The organism is Aeromonas sp. QDB39 (assembly GCF_027707585.1).
Classification (GTDB): domain Bacteria; phylum Pseudomonadota; class Gammaproteobacteria; order Enterobacterales; family Aeromonadaceae; genus Aeromonas; species Aeromonas hydrophila.
This window is the reverse complement of record NZ_JAPCIV010000026.1, coordinates 51,288-73,488: the sequence shown is the minus strand read 5'-3', so window position 1 is coordinate 73,488 and position 22,201 is coordinate 51,288. Positions and strand designations below refer to the sequence as shown.

Sequence of the window (22,201 nt, the reverse complement as noted above, 5' to 3'; positions counted from 1 at the left end):
AAAGGACACACCATGATAACCATGCCATTTCACTTGGCAGGGATAGCCCTGCCGATTTCACCTGAGCTACCTGACTTGCTGCGCCGCGTCGCGCGGGAACAACAGCTCGACCTCACCAACCTTTCGACCCTAACCCTCAACTTTCGCAGCCCCGGCTACAGTCCCGAAACGGGTGGCGTCCATCCGGTTGAGCTGCGGCTTATTCGGGGATTGCACGGTTGGGTCTTCGATTACATCACCGACTTCAGCTATCAGGGCCTGGGCCAGGATACCGAGCTCTGCAAGGAGCTCGACTTCAACCTCTCTTGCGACGAGCACTATCTGCAGGGCTGGGGACCACTGCCCGGTGTGGAAGCGCGGGAACTGTTTGCCCTGTGGCAGAGCAATTTCATTAGCTACACCCGGTTGGGGTATTTCACCGTCACCGTCAACGGGGAGTAGAAGGTGTGTGATGACTAACGAACTGCTGCTCTCCCTCACCAATGCCGAGGACTGGCGCACCATGAGCCAGCCCGTGGATGAAATCTGTGTGGACTCCAAACGCCGCTGTTTCTGGCGCTGCCAAGCAGGACCTGTCCCGCTCTCTGAGCAGCCCCGTGTGCTGGGGCGCTTTCTGAGTGAACTGCAGCGTACCTGCATCCATCACGGCTATTGCGTGGAGAGTGACCCCTTACCGCAAGAGGAGGCGCAAGATGCCCAAACAACCGATAGCCGTTGAGCTTGAAGCGATTAACCGAGAGGGAGAAACGCAGGTGGTGCGTGACAGTGGCCTGACCGTACAGGGCTACAGCGTTTATCTGCGGGCCGTGGAGGCCAGCGGGCTGGCCCTGGCCACTTGGGTAGCTGACTACGACACCTTAGGTCCGTCCTACCAACTGGCAGAACGGCTGAGTGTGGCACTCGCTATCCCACTCGCTTTACTGGTCCCCGAATCGCTGATGCCGGTGAAGAGAGACCCACAGCTACAGCAGGCCCCACCACGACCAACTGAACTACCCTCAAATTGAACCAACAACCTCTCTGCATTTAGCCCCGACATGCCTCGCGCTGCCGGGGTCTTTCTTTTTCAGGAGACCCAACATGCGTTACCACAAACTCAAAGCCGGAGAATGCCCCGGCACTTATGTCGTCACCGAGCCGGTGACCGAGCAAGACCTGCTGCGCATCGCCAACCAGATTGCCCGCAAACGCCTGGCTAAAGGATCCGCCATCACCAGTACCACGGAGGCCGCCCAGCGACTACAAACCCTGCTGCAGGACCGGGAGCACGAAGTGTTTGGCGCCCTGTTCCTTGACTCCCAACACAGGGTGATTGCCTTTGAGGAGCTGTTTCGCGGCACTCTCGATAGCGCCAACATCTACCCACGGGAAGTGGTCAAGCGGGCCCTGATACTCAACTGTGGGGCCATCATCGCCGTACACAATCACCCAAGTGGTGACCCGGAACCCAGCTACTCAGACCGGGTCTTTACCCAGGCTCTCAAAGAGGCATTGGCGCTGGTGGATGTGCGACTGCTCGACCATCTGGTAGTTGGCGCTGAGGGTTTAGTCTCGCTGGCCGAGCGAGGCCTACTATGAACCAGACCCCAGGCAAAACCCACCTCACTGCCCTCGATATCCTCCTCGAGCTGCGCTGCTGGCTTGCAGACAACGTCGAGATGCAGGCAGAGCCCGCTATCGTCGCTAACCTGCCTAACGGTTATCAGCTCACCCAAGCCGACTGTGTCGAGGCCATTCATGCACTGTTGCATCAGTTGCGGCACTAATCAGGCCAAGAAGAGACAAGCACCATGCGATTACCTAACCCCTATACCCTTGAGGAAACGCTGGGCAAGTTGCGCCATGGCCTGGCAGCTACCTGCAACGAGGATGCGCTGGCGTTATTGGAGCAGGCCGTCACCAAGGCTCGTGATGACGGCCTTTATACCAAGCAGTTTGAAGAAACCTTGCTGCATGGCTCCACCATCGAGATACGCGAATGTCTTAGCTGCTTTGGTGACTACTTCGAGCGTTCCCGAGACGTACCGCCCTATTACCCGCATCACGATGCCGTCAACGGTATTGATTGTGCCCTCTACACCATCCTGTTCGAGACGGCTTATCCCAACGTGCAGCCAGAGGGGGATCGCTCACAACCACCGTGGCTGAGCCCTGTACAGACACGGGACCCCTCTGTGCCTAAACCCGGATCATCTGCCGTCGGGCGATCATGATGCTGCCCTCGTACACCGTGATCTCGAATGACATCTTCGCCGATCACCGAATGACCATAGATGATCGATCACGCCAGCCTCCCCGGATCATCGCACACGGATCATCACCACCAACACCATGATCCGGATATCCCGATACAACCCACAGGGCCACCTCACTGCAGGTGGCCTTTTTCATTTCAAGGAGTCATCCCCATGTCTGCTTTCATGATTGACCGCCAGGATTACCAGGCCTTTGCCGTGCAGTTGCACCGCTTTTGCAATGCCCCCATGCCACCGCACTACACCCTTGAGTTACTGCGATCCCTCTGGTGGCTGCCGCCTGCAGACACGACCAGCACCTGGACGTGGCGGGTAGACCGGCTGGTACGGCTGATGATGCTCGCCAATCGACGGGCGGTCTGGCATCGCTATCAGCTGAGACGTCAGGAACCACGCCAGCGTAGCTCTACCAAGCTGGGACCGTTTAAACCAGCGCACCGTTGCCATCAGGCGCCACTCACCGATGCCGAACTGGTAGCCCTCTACAAATTCACCTGCTGCGCCCTGTACCAATCGAGTGAATGGAGTGGGAGCCCTGAGCAGGCTCCTCGGCTTGTGAAGGTACTACAGCAGTTGCAACAGGCTCTCGCACAAGACGTGCTGACCCGGCTGTCACTGTGGGAGCAAGCACCCTGGGGAGAGATGTGATGGCCAGAACCGTCACTAACTCTCTTCTTCATCAGGAGCAATACCATGATCGAATTTACCGACAGCTTTAGCCAGGCCGCCGTGGCGGAGGCCATGTGCGCCCATTCAGGGCTTGCCAAGCTCATCAGTCAACAGTTGATGCTACCGGGCTTTGCCTATGCCCACGATGTGGAAGGGCGGCGTATTGGTGGCCCGCTGGTAGCGTCCAACCCGGTGCTGCACAAGACCACGCTATTTGTCAGTCCACGAGATATGCGTGAGCACCTGCCACGAGAGATTAACTTCGCCCGCTTTCGCTGTCCCTGTAATGCAGCTGGTCAGCCGGTAGGCGAGTGGCAACGGGGGATTGTCGGGGCCTACGTCAACCATGGCAGCAACGACGCGCCTGATTGGAGCAGCCATACATGACCACAACAACGTCCAGGGCATCTCCCATGGCGCCAGAGGACGCTATCGCCAGGCTCCGATCCCATATAGAGGAGTTCATCGCACTGGAGCTGACCGGCAAACTCTATGCACAACTAGCCAGCCTAGCGCGTACCGGCGTGCTGGAGCTGGATAAGTGGGACAGGGCAAATCTGGTTCTGCCCCGTACCGTGACCACCGCGCTGCTGGAGGCTGCTGCTGAGCGGGTGATTTGGCGCAGCCACCGCCGTCGCTATCAGCGAGATATCAACCGTCTCAAGCAATCGCTGTAGACAATCCCCCACAACTGCCCCCTAAACAGCCCCTCACTCCGAGGGGCTGTTTGCATTTTAAGGAATCCACCATGCATGACCTGCGTGATTACAAAACCCTGTCCGCTCGGCAGATAACAGCGGCGATAGGCCAGCTCAACCACAACACTGCGCCGAGGATAATGACCCATCTCACATTGCGAGCCGCCCAGCCGCATCCGCAAGGCAATAGCCGTAGCAGAGCCAAGGCCCTCAAGCTGTTGCGTCGGGTCAAGAAGGCTCACAAGGCAGGACGAATCCCGCTTGAGCTCACCGTGACCGGCTGCCGCATAGACCGGGGTAGCCATCAGGCAGACCGCTACTATTACGACCGGACACTGCTGGCTCAGGGCTGGCAGCAATACGACACCGAGGAGGATGCCTGGTATTTCGGCATCTGGATTAACACCGAGAAGCTGGAGACCTTTACCTATGCCGAGGGGGATACCCACCATGTGATTGCGCCGAACATCGAAGCCTTTCGCTCTGAATTGGCGCGACTCTACCAGCACCACCCGCAAGCCCCGGCGTTTATCAGCATTGACCCGGAAGCGGGCATTGTGACCCACCATTTTGAAACCAAGCCGGAGGTGTGAGATGGCCAAGCACATCACCATCAGAGTCCCCGGCAAACACCCGCAAACCGGTGAGCTCACCACCTTCGAGCAGAAGGGCCAGCGCATGGATATCGACATCGGCGGACAGGCCGTGCCTTTCCTCATTCACGGGAGGGGCATAGGAACGTCACTCACCCACATTCCGAGTGGCTACCGCATCGCGCTGCTCGGTGGTTGGCTCACTGCGCGTTACGCAATACCTGAGAATAAGCCCAGCAGAACAGCCTGTGCCCAGATGGCCATAGACCGACTGGTGGCCCAGTACGGCTCGCTGCATCTATTGGACCGGCTCAATTGCAAGCCGGTTATCAATCCGCTGTAACGTGACGCCCAGACAACAAGGAACGGCTCAATGACTAACCCCCTACCTGCAACAACGAACCCACTGGCAGGCCATCCGGTGATGCAAATGCTGGATGTCGCCATGAGCGCCATAGTTGGCGATTACGATGACGCAGACTTGGTGCCCGAATGGCAATGGGTCAAGCGTATGGCCTCCCATGAACATGTCGGCATGAAGGATGGCTCCGCCTACGAATATATGTTGAACCTGGCCTTGGAGCTCGATGCCTACCCGCCAACGCTACAGCCCTTGCTCGCAGCAGCAACGCAAGCCGGGGTGAACTACATCCTGTTTTACAACGACTAGCCACTGCGCCTGTCACTGCGGCCCGGCAGCTTTCTGCAGCCTCGGCACCAACAGACACAACCACCCAGCCCCACTCATCCACAAACAGCATAAAGGGCCAGCCCTCACAGGCTGGCTCTTTGCATCATTACTGGAGTCACCGAACATGACCCGTCTTATTACTAGGCTCGAGGTGCATCGCTATGCCCCCGAGCTTAACAAACTGCATCTACGCAACCGCCAGACGTTACCAGCACCCGGCATCACCACCATTAGGCAAGCCAAAGCCCGCCTCTTTGGCCGCTGGCAGCCAGGGCATCAGGTGACCATCACCGTGAGCCATCCCGACTACATCAATCTATCCAGGCTCTACCGGGGACGACTGACCAACCTGACCGACCTCCCAGAGCATCTGACCAGATTGCGACAGCGCCACAACGTGCCTGGCACTATCATCGACATTCAAATGAGGTATCGCTAATCATGACCATGACAGCCACCCACACCCATGACCAACAACCTGCCGATCCAGACCAACCTACCCGCATTTTTGCGCAATGGGGCTTGCCCCATACCGTGACGCCCCGCTTTGGGGCTCGCCTTATCCAGGAGCACCACCGGCTGCACTTTCTGTCAGATCGAGCCTCATTGATTGGCGAATGGGCAGAAGAGGCAATAGACCGACTGGAAGCAGCCTTCCCGAGCATCATCAAGGAACTGGAGGCCAAATTGCTGACAGGCGAACTGGACGCCCGCCGTCAGCAACGCATCACCCTACAGCACGGCGGTTTCACCTGTGAAGCCGATACCCTGGGTAGCCATGGCTATGTCTATGTAGCGCTTTACCCAACCATCACTCTTTAGGCGGAAGGGGGAAGACTGGGCAAGCAGCCTTCCCACCAATTTTCGATGTTAATCAGACGGCGTCAGTTACCTGAATGTGGGTCATTTTTCCGGTATGATGCACATCATTTTCATTAGAAGTTCCGCCTCCTGGCTTGCGAGGCGACACACAGGAATCACAGCATGACAAGCATTCAACAACGCGCCGCCCTGCAACGTCAGATCTGGGCCATTGCCAACGAGGTTCGCGGTGCTGTCGATGGGTGGGATTTTAAGCAATATGTACTGGGCGCCCTCTTCTACCGCTTCATCAGCGAGAACTTTGCCAGCTACATCGAAGGCGGTGACGACAGCGTCAACTACGCAGAAATACCCGATAGCGTGATCACCCCGGAAATCAAAGAGGATGCCATCAAGACCAAGGGCTACTTTATCCGCCCCAGCGATCTCTTCGCCAACGTGGCCAAAAATGCCAATAGCAATGAAAGCCTCAATACCGATCTTGCGCATATCTTTGCCGACATTGAAGCGTCGGCTAGCGGTTACCCGTCAGAGCGAGACATCAAAGGGCTGTTCGCCGATTTCGATACGACCAGTAACCGCTTGGGTAACACGGTAAAAGATAAAAACGCCCGTTTGGCAGCAGTGCTTAATGGCGTAGCCAAGCTGGATCTCGGTGATTTTGAAGATAGTGATATCGATCTCTTCGGCGACGCCTACGAGTTCCTTATCTCTAACTATGCCGCCAACGCCGGTAAATCCGGTGGCGAGTTTTTCACCCCCCAGCATGTATCCAAGCTGATCGCCCAGCTCGCCATGCATGGCCAGAGTCGCGTCAACAAAATTTACGACCCGGCTTGCGGCTCCGGCTCGCTGCTCCTGCAAGCCAAGAAGCATTTCGACGCCCACATCATCGACGACGGCTTCTTCGGGCAAGAGCTCAACCACACCACTTACAACCTGGCGCGGATGAACATGTTCTTGCACAACATCAACTACGACAAGTTCAACATCCAGCTCGGCGATACGCTGCGCGAACCCCACTTTGGCGACGACAAGCCGTTCGATGCCATCGTCTCCAACCCACCCTATTCGGTAAAGTGGATAGGTTCGGACGACCCCACGCTGATCAACGATGACCGCTTTGCCCCGGCTGGCGTACTCGCCCCCAAATCCAAAGCCGATTTTGCCTTCGTGCTGCATGCGCTCAGCTACCTCTCCGCCAAAGGCCGCGCCGCCATCGTCTGCTTCCCCGGCATCTTCTACCGTGGCGGGGCCGAGCAAAAGATCCGGCAATATCTGGTGGACAACAACTATGTGGAAACGGTGGTCTCGCTGGCACCCAATCTGTTTTACGGCACCACCATCGCCGTGAACATTCTGGTATTGGCCAAAAACAAAAAAGAGACAACCATCCAGTTTATCGATGCTAGTGGTCCTGACTATTTCAAAAAAGAGACTAATAACAACGTGCTGCTGGACAGGCACATCGAGCAAATCATGGCGGTGTTCGACAGCAAGGCCAATGTCGATCACTTCGCCAAATCGGTGCCCCTCAAGCAGGTTGCCACCAACGATTACAACCTCTCCGTCAGCAGCTATGTCGAAGCGAAAGACAACCGTGAAGTGCTGGATATCAGCCAGCTCAATATCGAGCTGAAAACCACGGTTGCCAACATTGATAAACTGCGCAAAGAAATTGATACCATTGTTGCCAAAATCGAAGGGACGACGATTGAAGAAATACCGACCGAGGGCATGGAAAGCGAAGGAGAGGTAGCATGATGTTAGAGAATAAATTAAACATCACCAATCAGGTTGAACTTGCCAAAGCTGAGGAGAAAATCAGTAAGCAAAAAGCTAAGCAACTTTTCGACTCTGGCGACATTAACAAGGCTGGCGTAGGGACGTTTTCCGGGCTTAGCTTTATTCATGGCTATCTCTTCGGTGACATCTATCACTTCGCCGGGAATATTCGCGATGTCAACATTGCCAAGGGGAATTTTCGTTTTGCACCACTGATGTATTTGGACGTATCGCTAAAGCATATCGATGGCATGCCACAACGCACCTTTGATGAAGTCATCGAAAAATATGTCGAGATGAACATCGCCCACCCATTTCGCGAAGGCAATGGCCGTGCTACGCGTATCTGGCTAGACCTGATGCTCAAAGCAGCGCTTAAACAAGTCGTGGATTGGAACCTGGTAGATAAAGAAGAATACCTCTCTGCGATGCAGCGCAGCGTAGTGAAAGACCTGGAAATAAAGGCGCTGCTTAAACAAGCGCTCACCAGCCAGATTGATGACCGCGCCTTGTTCATGAAGGGTATTGATGTCAGCTATTACTACGAAGGTTATAGCGAATTCAAGACAGAGGAGCTGTAATCATGAGCCATGTTGACTTTATCGAAAAGTTGCTAAATGGTGTTAATGTTGAATGGCTTCCATTAGGGGATGTGACGAAATATGAGCAACCGACCAAATACCTAGTGGCGGCCAAAAATTACAATGCTCAATTTAAAACTCCCGTTCTGACAGCTGGGAAAACTTTTGTTCTTGGCTATACGGATGAAGTCGATGGAATTTATAAGGCTTCCGAAAATCCCGTAATCATCTTCGATGACTTCACGACCGCCCATAAATGGGTAGACTTTGATTTTAAGGCCAAGTCATCTGCGATGAAGATGATCACGTCAAGCAATGAAAGCAAAACGCTACTTAAATATATTTATTATTGGCTGAACACACTACCAAGTGAATTGGTTGATGGCGACCACAAACGCCAGTGGATCGGCAATTATGCATCAAAAATAATCCCTATCCCTTGCCCAGATAACCCCAAAAAATCGCTGAAAATACAAGCCGAAATCGTTCGTATACTGGACACCTTCACCGAGCTTACCAACGAGCTTACCAACGAGCTTACTGCACGTAAAAAGCAATACAACCACTATCGCGACCAGTTGTTGAGTTTTGAAGACGGAGAAGTGGAGTGGAAGACGTTGCCGGAAATGGCAATTGATTTTGGGCGCGGAAAATCCAAGCATCGTCCTAGAAATGATGAGCGGCTGTATGGAGGCGATGTTCCATTTATACAAACGGGCGATATTAGAAACGCGGCTCACATCATTATGGCGCATAGCCAAACGTATAGCGACTTTGGATTGCAGCAAAGCAAACTGTGGCCAAAGGGCACACTGTGCATTACAATTGCAGCAAATATCGCGGAAACATCCATATTGGGTTTTGATGCTTGCTTTCCCGACAGCGTAATCGGCTTTGTTGCTGACCCTGAAAAAACAACCTCTGCTTATGTTGAATACCTTCTTCAATCAACCAAACGCAAGCTTGAAGAAAAGGGGAGGGAAAAAAGCAGTGCGCAGAGTAATATAAATCTTGGCACCTTTGAAGCATTGAAGCTCCCCTTTCCACCACTTGCCGAGCAAGCCCGCATCGTCGCCATCCTCGACAAATTCGATGCCTTGACCACCTCCCTCACCGAGGGTCTGCCCCGCGAAATCGAACTGCGTCAAAAACAATACGCGTATTACCGCGATCTGTTGCTGAGCTTTCCCAAGCAGGAAGGGGTAGAGGTGTAACATGGGTAAGAGGCTGACCGACATCGCCCAGCAGTTAAAAGATACCAACAAGAAAGTGCAACTGATCTACGCCTTCAACGGTACGGGCAAAACGCGCCTGTCGCGAGAGTTCAAGCAACTGATTGCGCCGAAGGAGGAAGATGATAGTGCGCCATCGTCGGAGTTGGCCGACAAGAAGATTCTTTATTACAGCGCCTTCACTGAAGACTTGTTTTACTGGGACAACGACCTGGGGCAGGATGCAGAGCCGAAACTGAAAATCCAACCAAATGCTTTCACCAAATGGGTGCTCGAAGAGCAAGGCCAGGACCAGAGCATTATCACCACCTTTCAGCGTTACACGAGCGAGAAGTTGACGCCGCAGTTCAGTGCGGATTTTTCATCGGTTAGTTTTTCATTCGAGCGCGGAAATACTCGACAAGAACCCCATATCAAAATTTCCAAAGGTGAGGAAAGTAACTTTATCTGGAGTGTTTTCAATACCCTGCTGGAGCAGGTTATTTCCGAGCTAAACATCCCAGAGGTCACTGACCGCTCCACCCATGTTTTCAATAATTTGACCTACGTCTTTGTTGATGACCCCGTGAGCTCACTGGATGAGAACCACTTGATCGAGTTAGCAGTTAACGTGGCAGGGTTGATCAAATCAAGCCGGTCCGATCTTAAGTTCATCATCACCACACACAGCCCGCTGTTCTACAACGTCCTTCACAACGAACTAGAACTCAGCAAAAAAGGCAAAAATGAGGGCTGTTATCTCCTAGATCGCCATGAAGACGGCACATTCGACTTGACAGTGAAGCACGGTGACTCCAACAAGAGCTTTTCCTACCATCTGCACCTGAAGCAGGTCATTGAGCAGGCGATTGCGGACAACAGGGTTGAACGGTTTCATTTCACCTTGCTGCGAAACCTCTATGAGAAAACAGCCAGCTTTTTGGGTTACCCCAAATGGTCAGAACTCTTGCCGGATGATAAGCAACTTTATCTAAGCAGAATAATTAATTTCACAAGCCACAACACGCTATCGAACGAAGCCGTTGCAGAGCCAACGCAAGCTGAGAAAGCGATTGTCAAATTTTTGCTCGAGCATTTGAAGAGCAACTATGGCTACTGGCAGCAGGAGCACCAAAATGGCTGATTATAAAACCATCGCAGAATCCAACAAATTTATCGTGCTGGATAAATACACTAAGGAATGGTCGGTTGCTGAAAGCTATCAGAGCGAAAGTGATCTGGAGCACGAGCTAATTGAGGATCTTGCCAATCAAGGTTATGAGTTCCTGCCCACCCTGAATAACCCCACAAAAATGCTCGCCAATGTACGGGAACAGCTGCAAGCACTCAATAACGTAGCGTTTCTTGATGGCGAATGGCAGCGTTTTGTTGAGACCTTCCTCGATAAGCCCAGCGACAGCATCGTCGATAAAACCCGCAAGATCCACGATGACTATATCCATGACTTCGTTTTTGATGATGGTCGAATTAAAAACATATACCTGCTGGATAAGAAGAACATCGTCCGCAACAAGGTACAGGTGATCAAGCAGTTTGAACAAACCGGCAGCCTTGCCAATCGCTATGATGTGACGATCCTGGTGAACGGTCTGCCACTGGTACAGATCGAGCTTAAAAAACGTGGTGTGGCGATCCGCGAAGCCTTTAATCAGGTCCACCGCTACAGCAAAGAAAGCTTTAACAGTAAGCACTCTTTGTTCAAATATTTACAGCTGTTTGTCATCTCCAACGGCACCGATAGTCGCTATTTTGCCAATACCACAGCACGCAATAAAAATAGCTTCGACTTCACCATGAATTGGGCGAAGTCGGACAACGCGCTTATCAAGGATCTGAAGGACTTTACTGCAACCTTCTTTCAGAAACACACATTGCTCAATGTGCTGCTGCATTACTCGGTGTTCGACATCAGCAACACCTTGCTGGTGATGCGCCCTTACCAGATTGCCGCCACCGAGCGCATTCTGTGGAAGATCAACAGTGCATATCAGACAAAGAACTGGAGTAATACCGAAAGCGGCGGCTATATCTGGCACACTACAGGTTCAGGCAAAACCTTGACCAGTTTTAAGGCGGCGCGACTGGCCACCGAACTGGAGTTTATCGACAAGGTATTTTTCGTGGTGGACCGTAAAGATCTGGATTACCAGACCATGAGGGAGTACCAGCGCTTTTCACCCGATAGCGTCAATGGCTCAGACAGCACAGCGGGCCTGAAGCGCAATCTGGACAAGGATGACAACAAGATCGTCGTCACGACCATCCAGAAGCTCAACAACTTGATGAAGAGCGAGGCCGACTTGCCGATTTACGGCAAGCAGGTGGTCTTTATTTTCGATGAGTGCCATCGCAGCCAATTTGGTGAGGCACAGAAGAACATTAAGAAGAAATTCAAACGCTTCTATCAGTTTGGCTTCACCGGCACGCCCATCTTCCCGCAGAACGCGCTAGGCGCAGACACCACCGCCAGTGTGTTTGGCCGCGAGTTGCACTCTTATGTCATCACCGATGCCATTCGCGATGAAAAAGTACTCAAGTTCAAGGTGGACTACAACGATGTTCGCCCGCAGTTCAAAGCCATCGAAACAGAGAAGGATGAGAAGAAGCTGAGCGCAGCGGAAAACAAGCAGGCTTTGCTACATCCGGATCGCATTCGTGAGATCACCCAGTACATCCTGAACAACTTCCGGCAAAAGACCCATCGCCTGCAAGCGAACGCCAAAGGCTTTAATGCCATGTTTGCGGTGAGCAGCGTGGAGGCGGCCAAGCTCTACTACGAATCGTTTAAGGCGTTGCAGCAAAAGAGCAATAAGCCCCTTAAAGTTGCCACTATTTTCTCGTTTTCCGCCAATGAAGAGCAGGATGCAGTGGGTGACATTGAGGATGAGAGCTTTGATGTCTCTGCCATGAATAGCAGTGCCAAGGAGTTTTTAAACGCGGCCATCGCAGACTATAACGCGCTGTTTAAAACCAATTTCAGCGTGGACAGCAATGGTTTTCAGAACTATTACCGTGACTTGGCCAAACAGGTTAAGGCCAAGGAGATCGATCTGCTGATCGTGGTGGGCATGTTCCTGACCGGCTTTGATGCCCCCACGCTGAACACTCTGTTTGTAGACAAGAACCTGCGCTACCACGGACTGATGCAGGCTTACTCGCGCACCAATCGCATTTTTGACGCTACCAAAACCTTCGGCAATATCGTCACCTTCCGCGATCTGGAGCAGGCGACCATCGACGCCATCACCCTGTTCGGTGACAAGAACACCAAGAATGTGGTGTTGGAAAAGAGCTACAAGGAGTACATGGAAGGCTTTACCGATCTCGTAACCGGTCAAGCACGGCGCGGCTTTATGGATGTGGTCAGCGAGCTGGAGCAGCGCTTTCCTGATCCTGCGGCCATTGAGAAAGAGGCCGACAAAAAAGCGTTCGCGAAACTCTTTGGCGAGTATCTGCGCGTTGAGAACCTGCTACAAAACTATGACGAGTTTGCTAGCCTGAAGGCCCTGCAAAGCGTAGATATGAGCGATCCTGAAGCGGTCGAGGCGTTCAAAGCCGAACACTATCTGGATGATGCAAAGCTTGCCGAGTTGCAGACCATTCGCCTGCCAGCCGAACGCACGATCCAGGACTACCGTTCTACTTACAATGACATCCGAGATTGGCAGCGTCGGCAAAAATCAGCAGAGGAAAAAGACAAATCGACCATCGATTGGGATGACATCGTCTTTGAGGTGGATCTGCTCAAATCCCAGGAGATCAACCTCGATTACATACTTGAGCTGATCTATGAGCACAACAAGAAAACCAGAAGCAAAGCAGAGCTGGTAGACGAAGTGCGCCGACTGATCCGTGCAAGCCTTGGCAATCGAGCCAAGGAGAGCCTGCTGGTCGATTTTATCAATCAAACCGACTTGGACCAGATTGGTGATGCCGCAAGTGTCATCGAAGCTTTCTATGCGTTTGCTCAAGCTGAGCAACGACGAGAAGCCGATGAGCTGATCAGCTCTGAAAATCTGAATGTGGAAGCGGCAAAGCGCTATATCAGTACTTCGCTCAAGCGCGAATTCGCCAGCGAAAACGGCACCGAACTCAATTCACTGTTGCCCAAGATGAGCCCGCTAAACCCGCAATATCTGACCAAGAAACAGATCGTTTTCCAGAAGATCGCGGCGTTTATTGAGAAATTCAAAGGGGTGGGTGGTGACATTTAGTCAACAATATTCTACTCCATGCCCAAACAGATGGATTAGTGGAGTTGGTAAAAATGCAATCGTTTGAAATTTTGAGTGATGAAGAGTTCGATGAGTTGGAGGCGCTGCTTGAGCGCTACGGCAGTGAAAACAGCATTGCCTCAATGTCGATGCTCGATGGCTTTTTAACGGCGGTGGTCTCTGGCCCCCACCTCATTATGCCGAGCACCTGGCTCCACGCGATCTGGGGTGGTGAGCAGGATCAACCCGAGTGGCAAAGCGAAGCCGAACTGGAACGCTTTATCGACCTGGTGATGCGCCACAGCAACGACATTGCGACCACTCTGACCTATGCGGCAGAAGACTATTTCCCGGTGGCACCGGAGTTTGAACGACACGGTGAGTGGGTTCCGCTGATCCACGACTGGTGTGGTGGTTACCTGGGAGGTCTTGAACTGGAGCCATGGCCCACGCTACCGGCCCCGGAAGCTGCTGCACTATCGATGATCAGTGAACCGCTGGAGAAAATGCCTACATCGCTCGAAGCGATCAGCAATGAACATCTGCAAGAGCAAGCCAGCAAGGCTCGCTTTGCCGCTCGTATCCTGCATGCCCACTTTCTGGCACAACGTAGTGAACGCCCGGCACGACCTCAGCCGGTGGTGGCCCCCATCAAGATTGGCCGCAACGAGCCGTGTCCCTGTGGCAGCGGCAAGAAGTACAAACAGTGCTGTTTGCACTGACCAATAAAATAGATAGCAAGAGAGGGCCAATGGCCCTCTCTTGCTTTGGGTAACTTGAGGAAGTCGTGGCAATGACCTGTCCAATGGGGTGCTATCAAGGGGTAGGACAGCCAACACCTAATGGCATACTCACTGGCATACCAAAAATCATAGATACAAAAAAGCCCAACCGAATCAATCAGTTGGGCTATATAGATGGCGGAGGAGGTGGGATTTGAACCCACGGATGGTCGCCCATCGCCGGTTTTCAAGACCGGTGCATTCAGCCGCTCTGCCACCCCTCCGCGACAGTGCGGCGAATATTACCCATGGCGATCGCCCTTGTAAATCCCCTCGCCGCTCGTTTGCCGATTTATTGGGCTAAATGACGCACAAAGCCGCCAATTTGAGCATAACCAGCGCTTTTTCAACCAGATAACTTGACTTGAAAACAGACTCACCCACTATAGTCAGCATCACGAAATCCCCAGCAAGATGGACTTATGAAAATCAAACATGCCCTGCTTTGCGCCCTGACGGGTGCCACCCTGCTTGCGGCGCCGGTTCAGGCAAGCGAACTGACCAAGAGCGACGTGGAACAGATAGTGCGCGACTATCTGGTCAAGAACCCGGAAATCCTGGTCGAGATGTCCAACGCCCTGCGCGCCAAGCAGGAGAGCCAGCAGGCTGAGAGCGACAAGACCTTGATCAAGGCACACGCCAAGCAGCTTTATAGCAACCAGGATCCGGAGAGCGGCAATCCCAAGGGCAGCCTGACCGTGGTCGAATTCTTCGACTACAACTGCGGCTACTGCAAACGCGCCCACCCGCTGATCAAGCAGCTGCTGGCGGAAGACAAGGACATTCGCTACATCTACAAGCAGTTCCCGATCCTGAGCGAGACCTCCTACTTCGCCGCCCGTGCCGCCCTGGCGGTACAGCTGGGTCAGCCCGACAAGTACCAGGCCTTCCACGAGAGGCTGTACGCCCATCAGGGCCCGCTGGCCGACGAGGCACAGGTGAAGCAGCTGGCGGAAGCAGCCGGCGTCAACTGGAGCAAGGTTGAAGCCAAGATCAAGGATGGCAGCATCGATCAGAATCTCGGCACCAACCGGGCGCTGGCCGAAGCCATGAGCATCTCGGGCACACCGGCCTTCATCATCGGCGATCAGATCCTGCGCGGCGCACCGCGTGATCTGGCCAGCCTGAAAGGCTTCATCAAGGATGTACGCGCCGGCAAGAGCATTCAGTAATCCCGCTTCGGCACATAAAAAACGCCCCGGCATGCCGGGGCGTTTTGCTATTCATGCTGCAAACCATCAGGCCTGATGGGCAGTCGCGAGAAGCGGTCAGCAAGGCGAAGAGCTGCGCAGGGACCCGAGTTCATATGAATAAATGAGGTTCCCGAGCAGCGCATGACCCTTGATCACGGCTTCGCAGCAGGGCCATAACCGTTCGGGTTCTGGCTTTGCCAGCGCCAGGTATCCACCATCATCCGCTCCAGACCGCGCTCGGCCTGCCAGCCCAGCTCGGCACGGGCCTTGTGCGGCTCGGCCCAGCACTCGGCGATATCGCCGGGGCGACGGGGCTTGATCTGATAGGGAATGGTGCGACCGCTGGCCGCTTCAAATGCCTTGATCATCTCCAGCACCGAGTAACCCTGACCGGTACCCAGGTTGTAGGTAAAGACCCCGGTATCCGACGCGATGCGTGCCAGCGCTTTGAGGTGACCAATGGCGAGATCCACCACGTGGATGTAATCGCGTACCCCGGTACCATCCGGCGTCGGGTAGTCGTTGCCAAACACCCCCAGCTCCTTGAGCTTGCCCACACCGACCTGACTGATATAGGGCAGCAGGTTGTTGGGAATGCCGTTGGGATCTTCCCCGATGAGGCCGCTCTCGTGGGCACCGACCGGGTTGAAGTAGCGCAACAGCACGATAGCCCAGCGGGGATCGGATTTAGCGAGATCGCGCAGGATCTCTTCGACCATCAGCTTGGAGCGGCCATAAGGGTTGGTGGCGCTGGTGGGGAAATCTTCCCGCAGCGGTACCGAGGCCGGATCGCCGTAAACGGTGGCCGAGGAGCTGAACACCAGCCGGAACACGCCGGCCCTGGCCATCTCTTCGCACAGCACCAGGGTGCCGGTCACGTTGTTCTGATAGTAGGTAAGCGGGATCTGGCCGGATTCCCCCACCGCCTTGAGGCCGGCGAAGTGGATCACGGATGCTATCCTGTGCTCTGCAAACAGCCGCTGCAGGCAGGCTCTGTCCAGAATGTCTCCTTCCACGAAGGTGACCGGCTTGCCGGTGATCCGCTCGACCCGTTTGAGTGATTCGGGGGAGGAGTTGGAGAGGTTGTCCAGCACCACGACCTGCTGCCCGACGTTCAAGAGTTCAACCAGGGTATGAGAGCCGATATAGCCGGCGCCCCCTGTGACCAGAATTGTCATTATGTATCCCGTGTTCGACTGAAACTGGGGGCAGAGTCTACCCGCCCAGCCTTCTCAGGAAAAGAGCGGGATGCCAATGACGCCCTCAATAGTCGACGCTGACATCCCCGCTGGCGGTGCAGGAACAGGCCAGTGCCACCCCGCGCTCGAGATCCTGCACGCTCAGGGTCATTACGCTCTGGCGCTCGATCTCGCCTTCCGTGGTACAGCGACAGGCCCCGCACACCCCGGCACGGCAGGCCGCCATCATGGTCTCCCCCGCCCCTTCCAGTGCCGCCAGCAGGGTCTGACCCGGCAGGATCTTCACCTTCTTGCCGCTCTTTTTGAGGGTCAGCCAGAAGTGGTCGCTGCCGGCCGCAACTGGCGCCGCACTCGATGTTCCAGCAGGCAGGCCGAACGACTCCTGGTGCAACTGCGCTGCCGACAGTCCCAGCTCCGCCAGCATGGTGCAGACGGCGGTCATGTAGGGGGCAGGCCCGCACAGATAGACGTGGCGTGCGAGCAAATCTGGCGCCAATTCCCTCAGCATCTCAGACGTGAGCCGGCCAACCCAGGGATGAGCCGTCGGCGCCTCTTCCCGTACTTGCTCCAGCACTAACGCGTGGCGAACGCCGGAATGAGCCGCGGCCAGCGCAGCCAGGTCGTCTGCGAAGATCACATCCTCTGGCGAGCGGGCGCTGTGAATGAAGCGGATGTCGGCATCCGGCCGTTTGGCCAGCTCGTCGCGCAGCATGGCCCACATGGGTGTGATGCCGGAGCCGGCGCTCAAGAGCAGCGGCCGCTCACAGGGCAAGGCCGTCAGGTTGAAGTCGCCAAAGGGGCCATCCACTCGGATCTCGTCCCCCACTTGCAGGGTCTGGTGCAGATGGTGGGAGACCAGTCCGACATCCTTGATGGTGACCTGCCAGTAGGCATCCTGCGGGCTGGAGGAGAGGGTATAGGCACGGCAGTGGGGCTTGCCGTCAATCTCGGTGTGCAGCGTCACGCACTGGCCCGCCAACACGGCGGGCAGGCTGCCCGTCTGCGGCACGAACTGCCAGCTCGCTACATCGTGGGTATCCGCCCGGCGGCCGATGCACCTGAGGGTGAGAGAGGTGGAGGTCATCGCAAGGCTCCTCTTGTTGAAAAATGTTGGAAAGGGGTCGTTAAAAAAAGGCGAGCCATCAGGCTCGCCAAAGGCTTACAACATGCTGAGCGTGTAAGGCAGATGTGGCGCCGCTCAGGCCGCCAGGATCTCGGCAAGATCGGCTTCGGCCGTGGTGGTTCCTTTCAGACCGAACTGCTCTTCCAGCACCTTGAGCAGAGCCGGGGTGAGGAAGGCCGGAGCGGTCGGGCCGGTACGGATGTCCTTCACACCCAGCGCCAGCAGGGTGAGCAGAATGACGATGGCCTTCTGCTCGAACCAGGAGAGCACCAGGGTCAGCGGCAGATCGTTGACGCCGCACTCGAACGCCTCGGAGAGCGCCAGCGCCAGCTGGATGGCGGAGTAGGCATCGTTGCACTGACCCACGTCCAGCAGACGGGGAATGCCGCCGATGTCGCCGAAATCGAGCTTGTTGAACTTGTACTTGCCGCAACCCAGGGTCAGCAGCAGGCTGTCCTGCGGGATCGCCTTGGCAAACTCGGTGTAGTAGGCGCGCTCGGCACGGTCGCCGTCACAGCCACCGACCAGGAAGAAGTGGCTGATTTCGCCGGCCTTGACCTTGTCGATCACCGCCGGGGCGGCCTGCATCAGGGCGTTGCGGGCAAAGCCGATGGTGATGAAGTGTTCCAGCTCAACGTGCTTGAAGCCTTCCAGCGCTTGCGCCTTGGCGATCACGGCGGAGAAATCTTCCCCTTCCAGGTGGGTCACGCCCGGCCAGCCGACGATGGAGCGGGTGAAGATACGATCCGAGTAGTTGCCCACATTCGGGTCGATGATGCAGTTGGAAGTCATCACCACGGCGCCCGGGAAGTTGGCAAACTCCTTCTGCTGGTTCTGCCAGGCAGAGCCGTAGTTGCCCACCAGGTGCGGGTACTGCTTGAAGAAGGGGTAGGCCAGCGCTGGCAGCATCTCGCCATGGGTGTAGACCTTGATGCCAGTGCCCTTGGTCTGCTCCAGGATGAGCTTGAGATCCACCATGTCGTGACCGGAAACCAGGATGCACTTGCCCGGTACCGGTGTGACGCGTACCTGGGTCGGCTCGGGGTGGCCAAAGGCGGTGGTTTCACCGAGATCCAGCATCTCCATGATCTTGAAGTTCAGCAGACCAATGTCCATGGCGCACTTGAACAGCGGATCCAGATCGCTCGGATCCGTACCGAGCCAGCTCATGATGCGATGGAATTCGGCGGCTACTCCGGCATCCTGCTGATCCAGCACCCGGGCGTGTTCCATGTAGGCGGCGGCACCCTTGAGGCCGTAGAGGCAGAGCAGGCGCAGTCCCATGATGTCTTCGTTGACTTCGCTCTTGCCGCGGTTGACTGCGGTCTGCGGTGCCTGGGCCAGCTGGGCCAGCAGATCGGCACCCGGCTCGAAACGGGCGGCAGCGGGCAGTGTGTCGGCCTGCACCGCCAGCGGTGCCAGCTTGGCAGCCAGTTGCTGACGATAGGCCAGCGCCTGGTTGACATAGGCCACGATGCGGGCAGAGTCAAAGTTGACGTTGGTGAGGGTGGCGAAGAAGGCCTTGGGCACGAAGGCGTCGATCTCGCTGTCGACGATGCCGTGCTCGCGGGCGGCCAGCGCCCAGGCGCTGAGCCCCTGCAGGGTATAGATCAGCACATCCTGCAGATCAGAAGTTTCAGCCGTCTTGCCGCACATACCTTGTGCATAGGCGCAGCCGTTGCCTGCCGGGGTACGAATTGTCTGTTCACATTGCACACAAAACATCATGCCTCTCCTAATTGGACATTTCAGTTGTCTGTTTTGTGGCGATTCTATTCCTACGGCTCAGAACTTAATAGGCATTCAATTTGCCAATTCAATTTTCATTGATGCAGATCAAAAACAAAAAAGCCGCCCAAACAGGGCGGCAAGCGGGTGGATAAAAGGAGAGACAACTCAGGTTTGCAACAGAACACGATAATGGAACGGGTTGGGCTGGCGTCTGGTCAGGCAGATCCAGCCCTTCACTTCATCAAACCGGCATACTTCGCAGCGTTCGGCATGATTGGCTATCAGGCCAGGTAAGCTCGCAGCATCCAGACCAGTTTCTCCTGCTGCTGCACATAATCGGAGAGAATGGACGCAGTCCCTTCATCACCGGCATCGGCGGCCTGCCCCAGGATGCGGCGCTGGGCCACTAGCAGTTCGCGGAAACTCTCCAGCAGGGATTCGACGCAGGCACGACCGTCGTGCAGCCCCTTCTGCTCGGGAATGGCAGAAACTTTCAGGTAGTCGCTGAAGCTGTGCAGCGGCACGCCATCCAGGGTCAGGATGCGCTCGGCCAGCGCATCGACCTTCAGCAGCAGGTCGTTGTATATCTCTTCGAACTTCAGGTGCAGCTCGAAGAACTGGTTGCCGCGGATGTTCCAGTGGAAGCCGCGAACGTTCATGTAAAGGATCTGGTAGCTGGCCAGCAACTTATTCAGCTCGGTGGCCAGCGCTTGTGATTGAACGGTATCAAGACCAATCGGACTCTTCATGTTTCACCTCCAGATTTGACGACCTGGTCATCTTAGAACTCATCAGACTCAAAAGGTAATAGTTAAGATCTAACTGATTGATAGAGTACGGCTATCATCCCTGCTGTCGGCCGGGCTAGGCAGCTCATTCAGGCTGCCGCTCGATGTAGAGAAGCACCTCCCCCAGCTGGATGCCGAACTTGCTGATGGCAGCCCGGTTGAGCAGGCGATTTTCATCCAGCAGATACATCCAGTCATCGAAACTCACCCGCACCACGCTGCCGTCAGGCAGTGTCAGATCGAGCTGATAGCGCCAGTTGAGGGCAAAGCCTGCCGTCTTGCCTACCGCCTCCCCCACCACGTCGGCCGCCGTGCCGCGCCAGTGACCATCCGCCCCCTTGCTCAAAAACCAGGTGCGGGTCTGCTGGCGCCCGTCATCAAAGTAGAACTGCTCGAACAGCTCCCCCTTTCCCCCCTGCCAGTGCCCGCGCATCTCCACCCGAAAACGGCTGGTCACCTCGCCGCTGCGATCGGTCACCAGACCGTGCGCCGTCAGCTTGCCATTGAAGAAGCGAGCGAGATCCCATTCGGGGCCCTGACCGCGATAATCCTCCAGACTGCTGCCACAACCAGCCAACAGAAGCAGTGGCAACAACAGCAGGTAGCGCCAGGCGTGGATGTATTTCATCAATCCCTTTTGCATCAGCGCTCTCCCCGCAGGCGGCGGGTGAGCGCCGGATCACGGCTCCCTTGTGCCAGCCAGATGGCAAGAAAAGCCGCCGAAAATTGTGGATCAGCGAGGGTGCCGAGCGGCTTGTCCCGCCACCAGAAATGGCCTGCGCCGCCCCTGTCGACATAGAAGGTAAGCCGGTCACCCACCTGGACATCGGGCCAGAGCGCGGCGAGCTGACCAAGCCAGCCCTGGCGCTGCTGTTCACTGCCAAGCCCCAATCGCTGCCACTCGGCGGCGGTGGCGCTCAACAGATCGTCCCGCTCGATGGCTCTGGCGTAGGTGAGGCTGAGTGCCTGAGGATAGTGACCCGGCCGATAGCGGCCGTTCTCGCTATAGAGGGTGGCGTCATAGAGCTTGAACCAGAGCCAGCTCATCTCGCCGCGCCCGACCGGCTGCAGCTGCTGCCAGGGAGTGACCAGAGCTTGCCCGGTCTGGGCGAAAGGGGTCAGCGGTAGGCTCAAGCCTGCCAGCAGCAGGCTAATTCCATCCCATGTGCCAATGGGCGGGATCTTCGAGTTCATGCCAGTCCATCTCCTGTTCCAGCAGCGTGTTGATGTCCTGCATCACCACCTGCTGCAGCTGCCCCTGCGCGTCGCGCTGACAGGCCACCACCAGATAGAAACGCTCGGTCAGCTCGTGCCGGCTCTCTTTGGTCCATTTGGAAAACAACAAGGTGTCGGTCGAAAAGGTGTTCATCTCGCTTCACCCTCCAGCTTGACCGTTACCCACAGGAGTACGGGTAACCACCACATCCAGATCACCGCCAGCAGTGCCGCACTGATCCCGATGCCCCAAGATAAGTGTACTGCCCCCATGACGGCTCCCGCCACATAGGAGGAGCTCCCCCCAACCATGCCGAACAGCCCCTGCTGCCAGCGCGGCAAGGGCCGCAGCCAGCGCAGACCGTGGCAGAGGGTCAGGGCAAAACCGCACCAGAGCAGCACCAGCCAGAGCGGAAAACCGGTGTTGAAATAAAACAGCCCGAGTTGCCAGAGCAGGGCATCGAGCAGGCTGCCGGCAAGGGCAACCGGGATGAGCCGCCAGTCGTGCCAGCGGCGCGGAGAGAAGAGAAAATGAAGCAGCAGCAGTGCCAGCAGCGGGCCCGGCTGCTGCCACTTCACCGCCAGCAACCAGTAGAGGTTGAACCCCAGCAGATGGGCCCACTGCCACAT

Annotated in this window: 29 protein-coding genes and 1 tRNA gene; 21 read left to right on the top strand and 9 right to left on the bottom strand. The window is 55.7% G+C overall.

Annotated elements, in window-relative coordinates; genetic code table 11:
- Positions 1–12 precede the first annotated feature (12 nt).
- From PG899_RS16095 to PG899_RS16000, 20 genes are all read left to right on the top strand, one after another.
- Positions 13–441 carry a DUF2787 family protein gene (locus tag PG899_RS16095; protein WP_270697479.1) on the top strand — a complete coding sequence of 143 codons (429 nt, stop codon included), beginning with the start codon at positions 13–15 and terminating at the stop codon, positions 439–441.
- Between the two features lie 10 nt (positions 442–451).
- A complete protein-coding gene (locus PG899_RS16090; RefSeq protein WP_234690472.1) occupies positions 452–718 on the top strand; it encodes a hypothetical protein in 267 nt (88 codons plus the stop codon).
- Positions 693–1,007: a hypothetical protein gene (locus PG899_RS16085; RefSeq protein ID WP_163137193.1), complete on the top strand. Its 315-nt coding sequence runs from the start codon at positions 693–695 to the stop codon at positions 1,005–1,007. Before PG899_RS16090 ends, PG899_RS16085 begins: the two co-directional genes overlap by 26 nt.
- 73 nt (positions 1,008–1,080) lie before the next feature.
- Positions 1,081–1,578 (top strand): RadC family protein, encoded by a 498-nt coding sequence (gene radC, locus PG899_RS16080; RefSeq protein ID WP_163137192.1) that lies wholly within the window; start codon positions 1,081–1,083, stop codon positions 1,576–1,578.
- On the top strand, positions 1,575–1,766 hold the full coding sequence (locus PG899_RS16075) for a hypothetical protein (protein ID WP_163137191.1): 192 nt from the start codon (positions 1,575–1,577) through the stop codon (positions 1,764–1,766). The genes radC and PG899_RS16075 overlap by 4 nt, the downstream gene beginning before the upstream one ends.
- Positions 1,767–1,790: 24 nt before the next feature.
- Positions 1,791–2,213, top strand: coding sequence for a hypothetical protein (locus PG899_RS16070; RefSeq protein WP_240455311.1), 423 nt, complete (start codon positions 1,791–1,793; stop codon positions 2,211–2,213).
- A gap of 195 nt (positions 2,214–2,408) precedes the next feature.
- Positions 2,409–2,903, top strand: coding sequence for a hypothetical protein (locus PG899_RS16065; protein WP_163137190.1), 495 nt, complete (start codon positions 2,409–2,411; stop codon positions 2,901–2,903).
- Positions 2,904–2,948: 45 nt separating this feature from the next.
- The gene (locus tag PG899_RS16060; RefSeq protein WP_163137189.1) at positions 2,949–3,311 is read left to right on the top strand and encodes a hypothetical protein; all 363 of its coding nucleotides are present in this window, start codon (positions 2,949–2,951) and stop codon (positions 3,309–3,311) included.
- A gap of 26 nt (positions 3,312–3,337) precedes the next feature.
- Positions 3,338–3,601, top strand: a complete 264-nt coding sequence (locus PG899_RS16055; protein ID WP_163137203.1) for a hypothetical protein — start codon at positions 3,338–3,340, stop codon at positions 3,599–3,601.
- Between the two features lie 71 nt (positions 3,602–3,672).
- Complete coding sequence (locus PG899_RS16050; RefSeq protein WP_163137188.1) at positions 3,673–4,215, top strand: hypothetical protein; 543 nt, start codon at positions 3,673–3,675, stop codon at positions 4,213–4,215.
- A 1-nt stretch (position 4,216) separates the two neighbouring features.
- Entirely contained in the window at positions 4,217–4,558 is a 342-nt protein-coding gene (locus tag PG899_RS16045) for a hypothetical protein (protein WP_163137187.1), read from the top strand.
- 30 nt (positions 4,559–4,588) lie between these two features.
- Positions 4,589–4,885: a hypothetical protein gene (locus PG899_RS16040; protein WP_163137186.1), complete on the top strand. Its 297-nt coding sequence runs from the start codon at positions 4,589–4,591 to the stop codon at positions 4,883–4,885.
- A gap of 145 nt (positions 4,886–5,030) precedes the next feature.
- Positions 5,031–5,345 carry a hypothetical protein gene (locus PG899_RS16035; protein WP_163137185.1) on the top strand — a complete coding sequence of 105 codons (315 nt, stop codon included), beginning with the start codon at positions 5,031–5,033 and terminating at the stop codon, positions 5,343–5,345.
- Positions 5,346–5,347: 2 nt separating this feature from the next.
- A complete protein-coding gene (locus PG899_RS16030; RefSeq protein WP_163137184.1) occupies positions 5,348–5,728 on the top strand; it encodes a type IV toxin-antitoxin system YeeU family antitoxin in 381 nt (126 codons plus the stop codon).
- A gap of 162 nt (positions 5,729–5,890) precedes the next feature.
- Positions 5,891–7,492: a type I restriction-modification system subunit M gene (locus PG899_RS16025; protein ID WP_163137183.1), complete on the top strand. Its 1,602-nt coding sequence runs from the start codon at positions 5,891–5,893 to the stop codon at positions 7,490–7,492.
- Positions 7,489–8,094: a protein adenylyltransferase Fic gene (gene fic / locus PG899_RS16020; RefSeq protein WP_163137182.1), complete on the top strand. Its 606-nt coding sequence runs from the start codon at positions 7,489–7,491 to the stop codon at positions 8,092–8,094. Before PG899_RS16025 ends, fic begins: the two co-directional genes overlap by 4 nt.
- Positions 8,095–8,096: 2 nt before the next feature.
- The gene (locus tag PG899_RS16015; RefSeq protein ID WP_163137181.1) at positions 8,097–9,308 is read left to right on the top strand and encodes a restriction endonuclease subunit S; all 1,212 of its coding nucleotides are present in this window, start codon (positions 8,097–8,099) and stop codon (positions 9,306–9,308) included.
- A gap of 1 nt (position 9,309) precedes the next feature.
- Positions 9,310–10,449: an AAA family ATPase gene (locus tag PG899_RS16010; protein ID WP_163137180.1), complete on the top strand. Its 1,140-nt coding sequence runs from the start codon at positions 9,310–9,312 to the stop codon at positions 10,447–10,449.
- A complete protein-coding gene (locus PG899_RS16005) occupies positions 10,442–13,540 on the top strand; it encodes a type I restriction endonuclease subunit R (protein WP_163137179.1) in 3,099 nt (1,032 codons plus the stop codon). Before PG899_RS16010 ends, PG899_RS16005 begins: the two co-directional genes overlap by 8 nt.
- A gap of 53 nt (positions 13,541–13,593) precedes the next feature.
- Complete coding sequence (locus tag PG899_RS16000; RefSeq protein WP_163137178.1) at positions 13,594–14,262, top strand: UPF0149 family protein; 669 nt, start codon at positions 13,594–13,596, stop codon at positions 14,260–14,262.
- Between the two features lie 196 nt (positions 14,263–14,458).
- Here the strand turns inward: PG899_RS16000 and PG899_RS15995 are convergent.
- Positions 14,459–14,546: transfer RNA gene (locus tag PG899_RS15995), tRNA-Ser, on the bottom strand.
- 198 nt (positions 14,547–14,744) lie between these two features.
- On the opposite strand from PG899_RS15995, the gene PG899_RS15990 reads away from it, so the two are divergent.
- Positions 14,745–15,494 (top strand): DsbA family protein, encoded by a 750-nt coding sequence (locus PG899_RS15990; RefSeq protein WP_077095292.1) that lies wholly within the window; start codon positions 14,745–14,747, stop codon positions 15,492–15,494.
- A gap of 173 nt (positions 15,495–15,667) precedes the next feature.
- Here PG899_RS15990 and galE read toward each other — a convergent pair whose 3' ends face one another.
- From galE to PG899_RS15950, 8 genes are all read right to left on the bottom strand, one after another.
- Positions 15,668–16,693 (bottom strand): UDP-glucose 4-epimerase GalE, encoded by a 1,026-nt coding sequence (galE, locus tag PG899_RS15985; protein WP_077095293.1) that lies wholly within the window; start codon positions 16,691–16,693, stop codon positions 15,668–15,670.
- 85 nt (positions 16,694–16,778) lie between these two features.
- On the bottom strand, positions 16,779–17,798 hold the full coding sequence (locus PG899_RS15980) for a hybrid-cluster NAD(P)-dependent oxidoreductase (RefSeq protein WP_270697478.1): 1,020 nt from the start codon (positions 17,796–17,798) through the stop codon (positions 16,779–16,781).
- A 114-nt stretch (positions 17,799–17,912) separates the two neighbouring features.
- Positions 17,913–19,562, bottom strand: coding sequence for a hydroxylamine reductase (gene hcp / locus PG899_RS15975; protein WP_077095295.1), 1,650 nt, complete (start codon positions 19,560–19,562; stop codon positions 17,913–17,915).
- A 287-nt stretch (positions 19,563–19,849) separates the two neighbouring features.
- On the bottom strand, positions 19,850–20,317 hold the full coding sequence (locus PG899_RS15970; RefSeq protein WP_077095296.1) for a Dps family protein: 468 nt from the start codon (positions 20,315–20,317) through the stop codon (positions 19,850–19,852).
- A gap of 124 nt (positions 20,318–20,441) precedes the next feature.
- A complete protein-coding gene (locus PG899_RS15965) occupies positions 20,442–20,999 on the bottom strand; it encodes a DUF3833 domain-containing protein (protein WP_077095297.1) in 558 nt (185 codons plus the stop codon).
- A complete protein-coding gene (locus PG899_RS15960) occupies positions 20,999–21,550 on the bottom strand; it encodes a chalcone isomerase family protein (protein WP_232105250.1) in 552 nt (183 codons plus the stop codon). Before PG899_RS15960 ends, PG899_RS15965 begins: the two co-directional genes overlap by 1 nt.
- Positions 21,507–21,725: a TIGR02450 family Trp-rich protein gene (locus PG899_RS15955; protein ID WP_011705034.1), complete on the bottom strand. Its 219-nt coding sequence runs from the start codon at positions 21,723–21,725 to the stop codon at positions 21,507–21,509. The genes PG899_RS15960 and PG899_RS15955 overlap by 44 nt, the downstream gene beginning before the upstream one ends.
- Positions 21,722–22,201 (bottom strand): DUF2878 domain-containing protein, encoded by a 480-nt coding sequence (locus tag PG899_RS15950; RefSeq protein WP_077095299.1) that lies wholly within the window; start codon positions 22,199–22,201, stop codon positions 21,722–21,724. Before PG899_RS15950 ends, PG899_RS15955 begins: the two co-directional genes overlap by 4 nt.

What these genes read in the sequence shown, in the direction of transcription:
- PG899_RS16095 (WP_270697479.1), top strand. Translation starts at nt 13, where the DNA reads ATGATAACCATGCCATTTCACTTGGCAGGGATAGCCCTGCCGATTTCA.
- PG899_RS16090 (WP_234690472.1), top strand. Translation starts at nt 452, where the DNA reads ATGACTAACGAACTGCTGCTCTCCCTCACCAATGCCGAGGACTGGCGC.
- PG899_RS16085 (WP_163137193.1), top strand. Translation starts at nt 693, where the DNA reads ATGCCCAAACAACCGATAGCCGTTGAGCTTGAAGCGATTAACCGAGAG.
- radC (WP_163137192.1), top strand. Translation starts at nt 1,081, where the DNA reads ATGCGTTACCACAAACTCAAAGCCGGAGAATGCCCCGGCACTTATGTC.
- PG899_RS16075 (WP_163137191.1), top strand. Translation starts at nt 1,575, where the DNA reads ATGAACCAGACCCCAGGCAAAACCCACCTCACTGCCCTCGATATCCTC.
- PG899_RS16070 (WP_240455311.1), top strand. Translation starts at nt 1,791, where the DNA reads ATGCGATTACCTAACCCCTATACCCTTGAGGAAACGCTGGGCAAGTTG.
- PG899_RS16065 (WP_163137190.1), top strand. Translation starts at nt 2,409, where the DNA reads ATGTCTGCTTTCATGATTGACCGCCAGGATTACCAGGCCTTTGCCGTG.
- PG899_RS16060 (WP_163137189.1), top strand. Translation starts at nt 2,949, where the DNA reads ATGATCGAATTTACCGACAGCTTTAGCCAGGCCGCCGTGGCGGAGGCC.
- PG899_RS16055 (WP_163137203.1), top strand. Translation starts at nt 3,338, where the DNA reads ATGGCGCCAGAGGACGCTATCGCCAGGCTCCGATCCCATATAGAGGAG.
- PG899_RS16050 (WP_163137188.1), top strand. Translation starts at nt 3,673, where the DNA reads ATGCATGACCTGCGTGATTACAAAACCCTGTCCGCTCGGCAGATAACA.
- PG899_RS16045 (WP_163137187.1), top strand. Translation starts at nt 4,217, where the DNA reads ATGGCCAAGCACATCACCATCAGAGTCCCCGGCAAACACCCGCAAACC.
- PG899_RS16040 (WP_163137186.1), top strand. Translation starts at nt 4,589, where the DNA reads ATGACTAACCCCCTACCTGCAACAACGAACCCACTGGCAGGCCATCCG.
- PG899_RS16035 (WP_163137185.1), top strand. Translation starts at nt 5,031, where the DNA reads ATGACCCGTCTTATTACTAGGCTCGAGGTGCATCGCTATGCCCCCGAG.
- PG899_RS16030 (WP_163137184.1), top strand. Translation starts at nt 5,348, where the DNA reads ATGACCATGACAGCCACCCACACCCATGACCAACAACCTGCCGATCCA.
- PG899_RS16025 (WP_163137183.1), top strand. Translation starts at nt 5,891, where the DNA reads ATGACAAGCATTCAACAACGCGCCGCCCTGCAACGTCAGATCTGGGCC.
- fic (WP_163137182.1), top strand. Translation starts at nt 7,489, where the DNA reads ATGATGTTAGAGAATAAATTAAACATCACCAATCAGGTTGAACTTGCC.
- PG899_RS16015 (WP_163137181.1), top strand. Translation starts at nt 8,097, where the DNA reads ATGAGCCATGTTGACTTTATCGAAAAGTTGCTAAATGGTGTTAATGTT.
- PG899_RS16010 (WP_163137180.1), top strand. Translation starts at nt 9,310, where the DNA reads ATGGGTAAGAGGCTGACCGACATCGCCCAGCAGTTAAAAGATACCAAC.
- PG899_RS16005 (WP_163137179.1), top strand. Translation starts at nt 10,442, where the DNA reads ATGGCTGATTATAAAACCATCGCAGAATCCAACAAATTTATCGTGCTG.
- PG899_RS16000 (WP_163137178.1), top strand. Translation starts at nt 13,594, where the DNA reads ATGCAATCGTTTGAAATTTTGAGTGATGAAGAGTTCGATGAGTTGGAG.
- PG899_RS15990 (WP_077095292.1), top strand. Translation starts at nt 14,745, where the DNA reads ATGAAAATCAAACATGCCCTGCTTTGCGCCCTGACGGGTGCCACCCTG.
- galE (WP_077095293.1), bottom strand. Translation starts at nt 16,693, where the DNA reads ATGACAATTCTGGTCACAGGGGGCGCCGGCTATATCGGCTCTCATACC.
- PG899_RS15980 (WP_270697478.1), bottom strand. Translation starts at nt 17,798, where the DNA reads ATGACCTCCACCTCTCTCACCCTCAGGTGCATCGGCCGCCGGGCGGAT.
- hcp (WP_077095295.1), bottom strand. Translation starts at nt 19,562, where the DNA reads ATGTTTTGTGTGCAATGTGAACAGACAATTCGTACCCCGGCAGGCAAC.
- PG899_RS15970 (WP_077095296.1), bottom strand. Translation starts at nt 20,317, where the DNA reads ATGAAGAGTCCGATTGGTCTTGATACCGTTCAATCACAAGCGCTGGCC.
- PG899_RS15965 (WP_077095297.1), bottom strand. Translation starts at nt 20,999, where the DNA reads ATGCAAAAGGGATTGATGAAATACATCCACGCCTGGCGCTACCTGCTG.
- PG899_RS15960 (WP_232105250.1), bottom strand. Translation starts at nt 21,550, where the DNA reads ATGAACTCGAAGATCCCGCCCATTGGCACATGGGATGGAATTAGCCTG.
- PG899_RS15955 (WP_011705034.1), bottom strand. Translation starts at nt 21,725, where the DNA reads ATGAACACCTTTTCGACCGACACCTTGTTGTTTTCCAAATGGACCAAA.
- PG899_RS15950 (WP_077095299.1), bottom strand. Translation starts at nt 22,201, where the DNA reads ATGTGGCAGTGGGCCCATCTGCTGGGGTTCAACCTCTACTGGTTGCTG.